The organism is Brevundimonas sp., assembly GCF_041648055.1.
In the GTDB taxonomy this organism is placed as follows: Bacteria; Pseudomonadota; Alphaproteobacteria; order Caulobacterales; family Caulobacteraceae; genus Brevundimonas.
Genome location: NZ_JBAZPS010000006.1, coordinates 52094 through 64846 on the forward strand (window position 1 = coordinate 52094; position 12753 = coordinate 64846).

11 protein-coding genes are annotated in these 12753 nt (G+C 64.7%); 4 read left to right on the forward strand and 7 right to left on the reverse strand.

Annotation, left to right across the window (positions count from 1 at the left end; all coding sequences use genetic code 11):
• Positions 1-57 precede the first annotated feature (57 nt).
• Positions 58-1956: a DNA primase gene (dnaG, locus tag WC585_RS12180; protein ID WP_373258250.1), complete on the reverse strand. Its 1899-nt coding sequence runs from the start codon at positions 1954-1956 to the stop codon at positions 58-60.
• A 107-nt stretch (positions 1957-2063) separates the two neighbouring features.
• On the opposite strand from dnaG, the gene WC585_RS12185 reads away from it, so the two are divergent.
• From WC585_RS12185 to WC585_RS12195, 3 genes are all read left to right on the forward strand, one after another.
• The gene (locus tag WC585_RS12185) at positions 2064-2708 is read left to right on the forward strand and encodes a hypothetical protein (protein ID WP_373258251.1); all 645 of its coding nucleotides are present in this window, start codon (positions 2064-2066) and stop codon (positions 2706-2708) included.
• Positions 2705-2974: a transcriptional regulator gene (locus tag WC585_RS12190; RefSeq protein ID WP_373258252.1), complete on the forward strand. Its 270-nt coding sequence runs from the start codon at positions 2705-2707 to the stop codon at positions 2972-2974. The genes WC585_RS12185 and WC585_RS12190 overlap by 4 nt, the downstream gene beginning before the upstream one ends.
• Before the next feature lie 171 nt (positions 2975-3145).
• Complete coding sequence (locus WC585_RS12195) at positions 3146-3415, forward strand: hypothetical protein (protein ID WP_373258253.1); 270 nt, start codon at positions 3146-3148, stop codon at positions 3413-3415.
• Between the two features lie 3 nt (positions 3416-3418).
• Here WC585_RS12195 and WC585_RS12200 read toward each other — a convergent pair whose 3' ends face one another.
• From WC585_RS12200 to WC585_RS12215, 4 genes are read right to left on the reverse strand one after another with little or no spacing between them, the layout of a single operon-like run.
• Positions 3419-4372: a hypothetical protein gene (locus WC585_RS12200; RefSeq protein WP_373258254.1), complete on the reverse strand. Its 954-nt coding sequence runs from the start codon at positions 4370-4372 to the stop codon at positions 3419-3421.
• A complete protein-coding gene (carA, locus tag WC585_RS12205) occupies positions 4369-5544 on the reverse strand; it encodes a glutamine-hydrolyzing carbamoyl-phosphate synthase small subunit (protein WP_373258255.1) in 1176 nt (391 codons plus the stop codon). Before carA ends, WC585_RS12200 begins: the two co-directional genes overlap by 4 nt.
• Before the next feature lie 45 nt (positions 5545-5589).
• On the reverse strand, positions 5590-6927 hold the full coding sequence (locus WC585_RS12210; RefSeq protein ID WP_373258256.1) for an amino acid permease: 1338 nt from the start codon (positions 6925-6927) through the stop codon (positions 5590-5592).
• A 10-nt stretch (positions 6928-6937) separates the two neighbouring features.
• Positions 6938-7627 carry an SDR family NAD(P)-dependent oxidoreductase gene (locus WC585_RS12215; protein WP_373258257.1) on the reverse strand — a complete coding sequence of 230 codons (690 nt, stop codon included), beginning with the start codon at positions 7625-7627 and terminating at the stop codon, positions 6938-6940.
• A gap of 126 nt (positions 7628-7753) precedes the next feature.
• Between WC585_RS12215 and WC585_RS12220 the strand changes: the two genes are divergently transcribed.
• Positions 7754-8455, forward strand: coding sequence for an HAD family hydrolase (locus WC585_RS12220; RefSeq protein WP_373258258.1), 702 nt, complete (start codon positions 7754-7756; stop codon positions 8453-8455).
• Here WC585_RS12220 and WC585_RS12225 read toward each other — a convergent pair.
• Together WC585_RS12225 and WC585_RS12230 are read right to left on the reverse strand one after the other, a co-directional pair.
• On the reverse strand, positions 8446-9240 hold the full coding sequence (locus WC585_RS12225) for a hypothetical protein (protein ID WP_373258259.1): 795 nt from the start codon (positions 9238-9240) through the stop codon (positions 8446-8448). The two genes, WC585_RS12220 and WC585_RS12225, sit on opposite strands and share 10 nt — an antisense overlap.
• Positions 9241-9324: 84 nt before the next feature.
• Entirely contained in the window at positions 9325-12342 is a 3018-nt protein-coding gene (locus WC585_RS12230) for a TonB-dependent receptor plug domain-containing protein (protein WP_373258260.1), read from the reverse strand.
• Positions 12343-12753 lie beyond the last annotated feature (411 nt).

A 12753-nucleotide genomic window follows, 5' to 3' on the forward strand; every position in this document is an offset into this window, starting at 1 on the left:
CCGGACGGAGGGCTGATCAGGCCGTCCATCTCATACAATGTGTGACGGGGTCGTTGGTTACGAGCCCGCTTTGTCTTCCCAAATCTCACCGGTTTTGACCGCGCGACGCAAAGCATCCCGCTCGGCTTTCAACCTGCGGAACGCCTCATCCTGACCCGGCATGGAGGCCGCCGAGGCCAGCGCATCTTCAAGGGCGGCGACGCGAGTAAGTGCGTCGAACGCCTGCGACCATCGGATCCTTGCTTCGGCGAGGGGCGCATTTGCGGCCAGGAAAGGCGCGCCGGACTTTGCCGCCGCCTTCTCGACCTCGCGCACTAAAGCATCGTGACCCGACTGCGCCAGATGGCGTCGCAAGGCCGCGCTGTCAAGGGTTTGGGCTGTTCCCTGGGCACTGAACCGCAACCGGACGAGTTCCTGCGCCAGCCCATCCAGTGCCTTGTCGCCGAAGCCATGCGCCGCGATGTCTTCCAGATGATCATCCATGCGGGCCGGATCGTCGATGGCACCATGGGCCAGTGCGGCCGCCACGGGCTCGATGGAGCGCGACAGCGACTGCATGGCCTGCGCGCCTTCCGTCGTCTGGCCCAGCATAGGCGGTGGACCAAAGCGCCCACGTCCACGCCCGCTGAAACTCTGGCCCGGAGCCTGACGGCCTGACACGGACTGTGGAGCGCGCTGCGGCGTGAACAGGGCGTCGAACCGGTCGAACAAGTCGCGACGATACTGATCGGCCAGGTCCTTGTCCTGAATGGCCGAGGCCGCCTGTCGCAGTCGACCTTTCAGCCCGGCACGGCGCTCTGGCGTATCCAGCGGTTCGAGCTCGGCCTCCTTGCCGAACAGGACCTCGGCGAAGGGCCGCGTGCCCGACATGGCCTGACGCAGGGCGGGCGCACCCTTGTCACGCAGGATGTCGTCGGGATCCTGCCCCCCGTCCAGAAGGGCGAAGCGGAACGACTTGCCTGATTTCAACTGCGGCAGGGCGCGATCAATGGCGCGATAGGCGGCGCGCCTGCCTGCTGCATCGCCGTCGAAGCACAGCACGGGCTCGGACGACACGCGCCACAGCAACGCCATTTGCTCTTCGGTCAGGGCCGTGCCCATGGGGGCGACGGCGGGGATGCCCGCGCGCTGGCAGGCAATGACGTCCATATAGCCCTCGACCACGACGACGGCCTGTTCGCCCTTGGACTCGGCCCCCAGGATGCGTCGTGCCTCGGGCAGGCCGTAGAGGGTGGCTCCCTTGTGAAACAGCGGGCTTTCCGGGCCGTTCAGATATTTGGCGCGGTCGTCGGGGTTCATGGCCCGGCCGCCGAACGACACGATCCGCCCCCGCGCATCCAGGATCGGGAACATCAGCCGGTCGCGGAACCGGTCGTAGGGGTTGCCGCCACCCTCCGGCGCGATCAGCATCCCCGCCTCGACCAGATCGCCGGGTTTGGCACCGCGCTGAACCAGGGCCTGTTTCAGCCCCTCGCGGTCATTCGGCGCATAGCCCAGGCCGAACCGCTCCCACTGATCCTCGGGCAGGCCGCGCCGCTCCAGATACTCCCGCGCCGCCTTGCCCACCGAGCGGCGCAGATTGGCGGCGAACCATTTCTGGGACAGGTCCATCCAGTCGGCCAGACCCTTGCGCTTTTCCTCGCGCTCGGCGGCCTGAGGGTCTTCCGCCGGCAGGGCCATGCCTGCCTCGCCGGCCAGACGCTGGACCGCCTCGACGAAAGTCAGCCGCTCTGTCTCCTGCAGGAAGCTGATGATGTCGCCGTGCTTGCCGGAGCTGAAATCGTGGAAGAAGCCCTTGTCATCGTTGACGAAAAACGACGGCGACTTTTCCTTGGAGAAGGGCGACAGGCCGACGTATTCGCGGCCCTGACGCTTGAGCTTCACCGACCGCCCGATGACGTCGGACGGGCGAAGGCGAGCCTTCAGTTCCTCAATGTATCGTTCGTCAAAGCGCACTGCACAGCCTTAATCGGTTAGCGCCTCCATGCGAAGGGGACGCTTAGCCTCTTGACTCGACTACTTTGCATTTAAAAGTAGTCATATCATTTGACGGCGGGAATGAAATGACTGGTCAAACTGGAACCGATGAAGGCGACCTGGCCTATCTGAAGCGTCTGGCGGCGGCAGGACGGGGTGAGCCGGCGCCTTTTCTGCTGCTCATGGCGGTGTTTGGCGGCGTCTATGGTTTTGCCCTGTTGTCGGTGATCGTGGCCTTCACCGTCGAAGGCCCCCCAACACCCTATGCGCATCCAGGGCCCATATCCGAGTTCCTGGGCCGCTGGGTTTTCGTCGCGGCTCATCTGGCGTTTCTGGTCGCCCTTCTCTGGACGATCTGGCGGACGATAGGGCCTCATCGCGTGCGATTGAACCGTGCGGCCTCAGCGGTCTGGTCTGCCGCCTTCATCGCCCTAGTGACGCTTTACGCGTCAGCTGTGCTGTTCACTCGGAACGAGCCACCCAGCGACGCCGTCTATGCCGTGCATTTTGTGGGGCCGGTCCTTCTGGTGCTGTGGGGCAGCGCGTGGTGGGCCACAGCGATCGCCAGCGACCGACGCTGGCTGCTGGTTGTCGCCGTCAGCAGTTTCGCCGCCGCCATCGCCCTGGCCTATGTCGGCAATACCCTGTGGGCGCTACCGATCATGTGTGGGTGCCTGTTGCTGCTGGCCTTCCTGCCGGCAGTCCTGCTGATGCGGACGCGGCGTGGATGACTGAAGAAGACGCCCTGTTGTCTCATCGTGTTCGAGCGGGCCTGCTGGCCTGGCTGTCCGATCAGGGCGAAGGCGATTTCGTGGCTGCTGCCTCGGCTCTGGAGATTGCCAACAACGCCCTCTCCAGCCACCTGCAACGGCTCGAGGCCGCGGGTTACGTTATCCTGAGGCGGGGCTTTCTGGGCCGCAAGCCCAGAACTCGGATCGTCATGACCGCCACCGGCCGCGCCGCCTGGCAGGCACACCTTGACCGGCTGACGCGCTGATCACCGAACGCTGTTAATGATTTTTTAACCAAGAAGGCCAGATCGGGGCACTAACACACTGAATCAATGAACATTATTTCGTCAGATTGCGGAACTATCCACAGACCCTGTGGTTAACTCCCCGAACCCTGTGATGCAGAAGCGTCGCCCCCTCCTGACAACGAGACCCTCATGTTCATCGCCATCGCCCGCCCGGCGGTGGAACCCATCGGCCCCGACGCCGTCGCCGTCCCCGGTTCCCCCGCCATCGCAGAACTGTCGCCCCGCGCCCTGCACGCGCGCCTGCTGGAGAACGCCGCCCTTCGCCGGATGCGGGCGATCGAACGCCGCCGGGCCCTGCGTGAAGACGATGCCGGCTACTGGTTCAGCGCCGCGCCAATGGCCATCCGCAAGGCCAGCGAGTTGCGCTGCGAGAGCAAGAGCTTCGCCCCCCTGCCCTGAAGCTTAACGCGGCTCTGACATGCGTCGCGCGATCGACTGTTTCAGCTTGTCCAGACGTTCAGTGCCGGATTTGGGCTGGATGCGCTGGCGCCGCTCGAAGCCGCCGCCCCAGAGCGCATGCACGGCCTCGGCCAGATGCGGATGCCGGTCGTGCTGGTGCACGATGGCGCTGGCAGTGCCGTCCGGATTGATGATCTTGCCGTCCTTGAATGTCAGGCTGGCCCCGTTCGTCATGCCCAACGTCGCCACGCGACCATAGTTGGGCAACACCTGCGCCTCGATCATGCGCAGGTGGATTGCCAGGTTGCATGCCGCCTGATCCGCCCCGAACGCGCCACCGATGGACGACCGGGGGGTGGTGGCCAGCATGAGTATGGCACGGCACAGGCGCTTGACGTCGGCCCGGGGCCCCATGACCGTCCCCACGCAGACACAGGGCTGCTGGCCTATAGCGTCCGCCAGGCCGCTCCCTGCCAGGGCCCGTATGTATTTCATGTTGAAGGCATGATCGGCCAGGACCCCGGCCTCATACTCCTGAAACGCCAGCAGGCCTTCCGGTCGAGGCTGAAACGGGTCGGCCTGAAAGATCACATCGCGCACATCGGTGATCAGGACGCCATCGACCCCGGGCCAGGCGCGCAGCAGCCGGTCGAACGCCGCAAACCTTTGCATGACAGGGTGTGGAGCCCAGCCGTCGATCCGATCCGGCGCGACCGCAATCACCGCATACTCGGCCAGCAAGGCCGCCACATCAGGCCGGTCATCCACCACCAGGGCCACCGCACCGTCGAACACCGCCCGCAAGGATCGGACGAAGGGCGCAATATCGGCAGCATCATAGCCGGTGGCATAGCCCAGAACCGCATTCCCCTGCGCCGATGTCGTCCCGTCAACCGGTTGGGCCAGAGCCTTGGCCAGCCATGTCAGATAACGCGATCGGGCCGGAGGCAGGCTCAACGCGGTGTCATCGCGTCGGCAAACCGCTGGAACAGATACAGGCTGTCCGTCGGCCCCGGCGAGGCTTCCGGATGGTGCTGGACGCTGAACACCGGACGATCCTTCAGGGCGATGCCGCAGTTGGTGCCGTCGAACAGCGACACATGCGTTTCCATGACCGCATCCGGCAGGCTGTCGCGGTCGACGGTAAAGCCGTGGTTCATGGACACGATCTCGACCTTGCCGGTGGTGAGATCCTTGACCGGGTGGTTGGCCCCGTGATGCCCCTGGTCCATCTTGATGGTCTTGCCGCCCAGGGCGAGGGCCAGCATCTGGTGGCCCAGGCAGATGCCGAAGACCGGCTTGCCGCTGTCGACCAGCTTGCGGATTTCCGGCACGGCATATTCGCCGGTGGCGGCGGGATCGCCGGGGCCGTTGGACAGGACCACGCCATCCGGGTTGCGGGCCAGAACCTCCTCGGCGGTCGTCGATGCCGGCACCACCGTGATCTTCGCGCCCGTCGAGGCCAGGGCCCGCAGGATGTTGCGCTTGACGCCATAGTCAATAACCACCACCGACCGGTCCGAGGCATCGACCCGCGGATGCCCCTCAGGCCAGTCCCACAGGCCCTGATCCCAGTCGAAAGACTGCAGGGTGGAGGCGTCCTTGGCCAGGTCGAGCCCGACCAGACCCGTCCAGGCCTTCGCCTTTGCGACCAGGGCCTCCAGATCGAACTGACCGTCCGGATCATGGGCGATCACGGCATGGGGTGCGCCCCCGTCCCGGATCAGCGCCGTCAGGGCGCGCGTATCGATGCCCGCCAGGCCCACGACCCCACGCCGCTTCATCCAGGTGTCCAGGTCCGCGTCGGACCGCCAGTTGGCCGGATCGGTGGGCATGTCGCGGAAGATGGCACCGCGTGCGGAGGTGTCCGACCCGCCGCCGATCTGCTCGATGTCGTCCGCATTGGTCCCGACATTGCCGACGTGCGGAAAGGTGAAGGCCAGGATCTGGCTCATGTAGGACGGGTCGGTCAGGATTTCCTGATAACCGGTCATGGCGGTGTTGAAGACCACCTCACCCAGCGCCGAGCCGGTCGCGCCGCAACCGAGGCCTTGCAGGATGGTGCCGTCGGCCAGCGCCAGGACGCCGGTCACACCGGGAAGAAGGGTCGGAAACGAAGACTGGGTCATGCGCGCTCCATACCACCGAATCCCGGCGGGCAAACGGCGGCGTTGCTAAAGGGTAGGCGGTACGGGGTCAACGCGGTGGTTTGCGCCCTTCCGAACCCAGATCCAGCCCACCGAGGCGACCGCAAACAGCACGATGGCCGGAATGACGTTGCCCGGAGCCGCCGCGACCACGGCGCCGACCGAGAACACCAGACCCACGACCGACAGAATACGCCAGCCGGTCGATTGGCTGAACCGGAACAGGCTGATGCAGCACAGCGCATACAGACAGATGGTCAGGACCGTACAGGCCCCGATCAGCAGGCCGAACTGTCCCGCCAGCGTCGGCTGAATCGTCGCCACGATCAGCAGGGCCATGATCGATCCGTTGATCAGGGGATTGGACAGCGGCAGATGTCCCGGTCGGCTGGCATGGCCGAAGACGCGCGGCAGATAGCCCGCCTCCCCCGCCGATCTTGCCGTCTCGCCACCCAGGATGGTCCAGCCCGCGATAGTGCCCAGCGCCTTGATGACGGCGCAGGCCGCAACCAGGCCGGCCACCGAGGCCCCGAATACCCGCGCGGCCAGATCGGCGAACGGGCTGGTCGATTGCGCCAGCTCGCCCGCGGGGATCACGCCGAATACGGCGGCGGAGGCCAGCACATAGACCACCAGGGCCAGCCCCACGCCGCCCACGCTGGCGCGGCCCACGTCACGGGCCGGGTCGCGCACCAGTTTCGACAAGGCGGCGGCGCTTTCCAGACCCAGAAAGGACCAGAAGATCACCACCAGAGACGCCGGGATGGTGGCCGTCAGCGGCTGGCTCGACGGGTTCCACGAGGCGGAGAAGGTCGCGCCGCTGAAGGCCACAGCCCCGGCGACGATGGCCAGCACCAGCGGCAGCAGGCCGATCACCAGCGTCGTCGCGCCCAGCCGCGCTGCCACCTTGGCCCCGGTCGCATAGGCGGCTGTGGTGATGGCGATCAGGGCCAGATTGCTCATCGCCGCCGGCACCGGCTCGGCCAGCACCGGAAAGAAGAAGGCCAGATAGCCGGTGCCCGCGATGGACACGGCGATATTGCCGGTCAGGCAGACGCCCCAATAGGCGATGGCGGTCTGATAGCCGATGAAACGGCCCAACCCCCGCCGCGTGAAATCCGACAGGCCGTCGGCGTCCGGCTGAAACCGGCCCAGGCCTGCAAAGACCGCCGCCAGGATCATCGCCCCGGCCCCGCAGATCAGCCAGCCGATCAGGCTGGACGAGCCGGTGGATGCAAGCGCGACGGGGGCCAGGTACACCCCCGATCCGATCATGTTGCCGGCCACCACCAGGGCGGCGATGCCCCAGCCGATCTTTCGGGCGGAGGGCGTATCGGGGATCGGCAGGATCTCGGTCTGGCTCATGGCCTTCCGATTACTCGGGAATCCGCGCCCCGTCCCATGCGAAAACACCACCGCTGTCGGCGGGCGTCAGGCCGTTCAGCACAGCCAGCAGACGACTGGCCGAGTAGTCTGCCGTGAACAGCTTGTCGGCCGCCACCCCCTTCTGGAACGGCACGCTGAGCGCCGTATCGACCGTGCCGGGATGCAGGCCGGCGACCACCGCCTGCGGGTGGGTCCGCGCCAGCTCGATCGACAGGTTTTTGAGGATCATGTTCAGCGCCGCTTTCGACGCGCGATAGCTGTGCCAGCCGCCCAGCCGATTGTCGCCGATGGACCCTACCCGCGCCGACAGGACGGCGAAGACGGCGCGACGGTCACGTGGCAGCAGCGGCAGGAAATGCCTGGCCGCAAGGGCCGGGCCGACCGTGTTGACCTGATAGTCCCGCAGCAGATGCTCGGCCGTCATGGCCTTGTAGGCCCGCTCCGGCTCCTGGCCGTGGTGAAGGACGCCCGTGGCCACGAAGATCAGCGACGGCGGCGGCCCCTCGCCCACCTGACGCGCCGCCTCAGCGACGGCGGCTTCATCGGTCAGGTCCAGTCCCGTGCCGGATCGCGACAGGGCGTGGACCGTCGCATAGAGCGCCGACGCCCTGAGCGCCTCCACCATGGCCGAGCCGATGCCGCCCGAGGCGCCGATTACTACCGCTGCCTGATCTGTCATGAACGACGCTCCCTCTGACGCACCAGCAAGAGGGCAATCCGCGCCGGCCGACAAGGCGACCGATTGACCTGCGCGCGACCGCGCGCGAGACCGCCCACTCACATTCGAAGCCACGAGACGCCCGCCATGCCCATCACCACTGTCGGCCTCGATGCCGACGACACCCTCTGGCACAATGAGACGATCTTTCGCCTGACCCACGCGCGGTTCGTCGACCTGCTGGACGATCACGGCGACGCCGAGGTGATCGAGGCGCGGCTGGCCGAGACGGAGCAACGCAACCTGCGTCTCTACGGCTACGGCGTGAAGGGCTTCACCCTGTCGATGATCGAGACGGCCATGGAGCTGTGCGACGGCGGGGCCCCGCCCGAGGTTGTGCGCGAAATTCTGGCGGCGGGGCGCGAGATGCTGGCCCATCCCGTCGAGACCCTGCCCGGTGTGGATGAAGCGCTGGCCTCTCTGTCGGAAAAATACCGCCTGGTCCTGATCACCAAGGGCGACCTGCTGGATCAGGAGCGCAAGCTGGCCGCCTCAGGCCTGGGGGATCTGTTTGCCGCCGTCGAGATCGTGTCCGAAAAGGATCGCGGCACCTATGAGCGCGTCTTTGCCCGACACGGCACAGGGGCCGAAGATGCCGTCATGGCCGGCAACTCCATGAAGTCGGACGTCCTGCCTGCGCTGGCGGCGGGGGCATACGGCGTGCACATCCCCTATCACGTGACCTGGGCGCATGAACTGGCCGATGCGCCGCAGGACCATGCCCGGTACGGCGCACTCGAGAACATCGGCAGCTTGCCGGCCTGGATCGGTCAGATTGCTCAGTCGTAGCCCAGAAGGGCCCGCAGACCCGGGACATGAACGTCGATCAGGCGGCGCTGGGTTTCCGGCAGTGTATCGGGCAGTTGAAGCCCTTGGGGCAGGACAAGGTTTTCACGCGCCGTGCGGCTGCGCTTACGATCTGCACCGACTGCCACGCGCTCGCGCCAGTCGTCGGGTCGGTCTATGCCCGCCGCATCGAGCAAGGACGCGAAGAAGGCTTCGCTCTCGGCTGACTCCAGGTTTTGCACAGCCTGCACCGCATCCTCGTAGCGAACCAGGTGCACGCCTGTCCCCAGCCAGGCGACGGCATTGTGGGTATAGATGTCCGTGAGCGCAGGCACCTTCTGGTGAATGCCGAAGATCATCATGTTCAGAAGCACGTCGCTTGAAAACAGGCCGGGGATCTTCAGGTGCTGAAGGTTGGGCTGCTCAAAGGCGTCTGAAACGTGGAACCGGGCGCGGGCGATGACCCAGTCGTAGGGATCGCGAACCAGCACGATGTGTCGTGCATAGCGGACATTGGCCACCGACTGATCATCGAACAGCAAATGAGCCATCGCCAGCTTCGGGGCCGAGGGGTCCAGGGCATCCAGGTGCTCGTGCATGTTCGGTATCTGGATGAAATCCCGCGCATGATGCTGATCGACCGGGACGAACATGCGCAGGATATTGCGCAGAAGATGCGTTCCGCCCTTGGGGATGCTGTTCATCAGAACGGGCTGTCGAAGAGGTGCCTGCGAAAATCGCGCGACCTCGGTGTCCAGAGTGTCGGCTATGCCTTTGATGATCGCCAAAGTTTTCTCCAGAGCGTGACACGAGAACGAAAAAGGGCGGTGGATTTCGCCACCGCCCTCTCGGTTAGACCTGATGAACTGCCCTTAGAAGGACTTGCTCACCCGCAGGAAGGCACGGCGACCGTAATAGGCTTCCTGATACTGCGAAGACAGGATCGAGTTGCCGGTCGTGCCGACTGCGACAGACGAAGCCGCCGGCGGCAGTTCGTCGAACAGGTTGGCCACGCCGCCGGACAGGGTCCAGCCGCCGGTCAGACCCGAACCTTCAGACCTGTAGGACAGCGAAACACTGTGGAAACCGGTGAACTCGGCATCGGCCTTGATCAGACCCTGGCGACCTTCGATGACCTGGAAGGCCGACTGACCGTTGCGAATGCGGTCAGGACGGTTGTCCTGCGGCCCGATCCAGTCGAAGCCCCAGAATGCGGTCCAAGGTCCACGATTGATGCTGGCGTTGAAGTTGCCGACCAGCTTGGGACTGCCGATGTCACCCAGGAAGTCGGTGCTGAAGTCGGCGAAGGTAGACTGGTTGGTTTCCAGCGTCCAGGTCGTCTGCGTGTCCAGCGACAGGGTGCCCCAATCGAAGTCGTGGAACCAGCGTGCCGTGAAGTCGAAGCCACGGTTGTTCTGCTCGGCGATGTTCAGATAGCTGTCGCGGACCTGGCTGATCGCACCGTCAAGCGTCGGGTCGCGGTCGAACTGGTTACAGATCGGATCGCTCGGGAAATTCTCCGACAGATAGCAGGCCTGCAGGATGCCACCGGCCCCCAGAACATCGACCTGATCCTCGATCTTGATCTCGAAATAGTCGAGCGCGACGCTCAGGTTGCTGTCCGGCGGAGTCAGGACCAAACCGATGACCGTTGCCTTGGAGGTTTCAGGCTCCAGAACGCCCAGTCCACCGCCGGTCACGACCTCGGCTGACGCCACGCCGCCGGTGAAGTCGCTGGCTACGCCGCCGCCCGGGCCCGCTGCGCTGGTGCAGTTGACGTAAAGCGGGTCGGTCGTGGCCAGAACACCATCGGCCACGCGTTGGTCGAGGTTGAGGCAGGGGTCGATGTTGCGTTGACCGACAAAGCTGGTCTGGTCCGCCAGATACAGTTCGAACAGGGCCGGTGCGCGGAACGACGTCCCGTGCGTGGCGCGAACGCGGATCGTATCGCTGATCTTCCAGTTCAGGCCGACCTTGTAGGTCGTGGCGTCGCCAGAGGTATCGGTGTCGGTGTAACGACCCGACAGCGACAGATCCAGGCCCTGGACGTAGGGCAGATCGGCCAGCAGCGGGATGGCCAGCTCGACATAGGCCTCGTTTACCGTGTCGGAGCCCTGGGTCACGCCAGCGCCGCTCAGGCCCCAGCTGTTGTTGGCCAGGGTGACATCACCCGGAGTGTCGACGATCTCATCCTTGCGCAGGTGGAAACCGAAGGCAGCACCCAGCGGACCCGCAGGCAGCTCGAACAGGTTACCCGCCAGCGAACCTTCGACGTAGGTCTGCTCGTAGACAGTCGTGCCGGTCTCTGTATCGAACAGGAAGGCCCGCTCGGCATCGGTCAGATCACCGGCGAGGAAGCCAGGGCGGGTAAAGTCAACATCCACGCATGGACGGTTGGTACCGGGCAGGTTTTGACCCGCGCAAAGCTCCGTCTTGAAGCTGGTCGAATCGACGGCATCCTGGAGGATGACGTCGTTCGTGTATTCCGCATCCGAGCGGCTGTACTGGCCGAAGACATCCCACGACCAATTGTTCAGGCCGCCGATGCTGAAGTTGCCGCGCAGGCCTACAACCGCACGGGTGTAGTCCACCTTCTGAGACGCATCGAAGTGATCGGTGATCGCGGTCGGGCTCAGGATGTTGGGGCCGACGAAGTCGTTCAGCGGATCGCCGAAGGTCGAGGTGTAGACGTAGTTCCAGAACTGGCGATAGCTGTCCGTGCGGCTTTCGCGGCGGTTCAGCAGCAGTTCGGCATAGGCTTCGACACCGCCGCCCAGTTCATATGCGCCTTCACCGAACACCGTGTAACGCTCAGTCTCGGGGATGATCGATTCTTCCCGGGCGAAATCGGACAGGTTGTTGACCACCGAACGCGAGGCCGCATCGTAGTTCACGATGTAGAAGCCGTCAGGTGCGGTCGGATAGAGGGCCGAAGTGGCGGGGTTCGTCGGGCGCGTGGGAATGTACCGACCCAGATCACCGTCGTAATCAAACTGGAAGCGACCGGCGCGGCCCGAGAAGTCGGCACCGTAGACGTAGATATTGCCCCAGGTCAGGTCGGTGCACTGCGGCTGTCCCGTGCGCGGGTCGACGCGGTCAACGCGCGTGTTGGTGCCTGGCGCGGTGATGTACTGGTTGCGGCAGATCAGATAGTCGCGTTCGCCGGCAGCCAGCTTTTCCTGACGATAGTAGTCGGCCGACAGATTCACGTAGCCACGGTCGAACTGCTTACCGAAAGTTCCGGAGATGTTGTACTGCTCGCCGCCCTGATCGAAGGGAGCCGAAGCGAAGGCTGTCATCTCCCCGCCATCGCGGGCGCGCTCGGTGATCAGGTTGACCACGCCGGCCACGGCGTCCGAGCCATAGATCGACGACGCGCCGTCCTTCAGCAGATCGATGCGGTTGATAGCCGACTGAGGAATGACGTTCAGGTCGAATGCCGAGACGCCACCGCGCGTACCGGCTGGGCCGGCACGGCGACCGTTCAGCAGCACGAGCGTGCGGTTCGCACCCAGGCCGCGCAGCGAGATCGTCGCGGCACCGGGGCCACCGTCCGTCACAAAGGCGCTGGAGATGGTCGAGTTCACCTGAGGCGAACCAGAGGCGAGCGTCGAGCTCTGCAGCAACTGGACCGTGTCGCTGAGGCCGCGCTGTTCGGCACGATCAGACGTCAGCACCTGAACAGGCGAAGGGCTGGTAAATTCGTTCTGGGGAATGCGCGACCCCGTAACGACGACGTCGCCCAGTTCCGTAGCCTGTGACTCTTGCTCTTCCGCATCAGGCGCGGGTTGCGGAGCGGTTTGCGGAGGGGTCTGAGCCAATGCGGCGGTCGCAACGAACACACCCAGGCTCGAAAGAACGGTCGTCGTCAGCAATCGAGAATAACGCACAGATAAATATCCTTTTGTATCGGTTGCCGAAGCGCGAATCCGAACGCCGCCCCAACCCTAGCCAAGGGGTCACATTACGGTCGCTTTTTCGACACGCAAGCGCGAGCGGGTCCGGAGAGGCATTTTAGTACAGGCACTGTAGCACATGGGCACCACGCCTGATGTGGGCTCTCGCCGCCTCCTTTGACCTAAATCTGTCAGTCGGCCTTCTCTGCTCGAAGCTCCCGGCGCGCCAACCAGGCACTTGGTCGTGCTTGGCAACACACCGCAACGTCGTGTCGCGCAGCCAATATGCCAGGCGATCAGTTCAACAATACTCAGAACAGTACTTTGTGTTCTAGTTCAGTTGTTCGACGCGCTCTGCTCCAAGATTCTAGAATGTGGCAGCATACAGTTTCAATAACGACACAT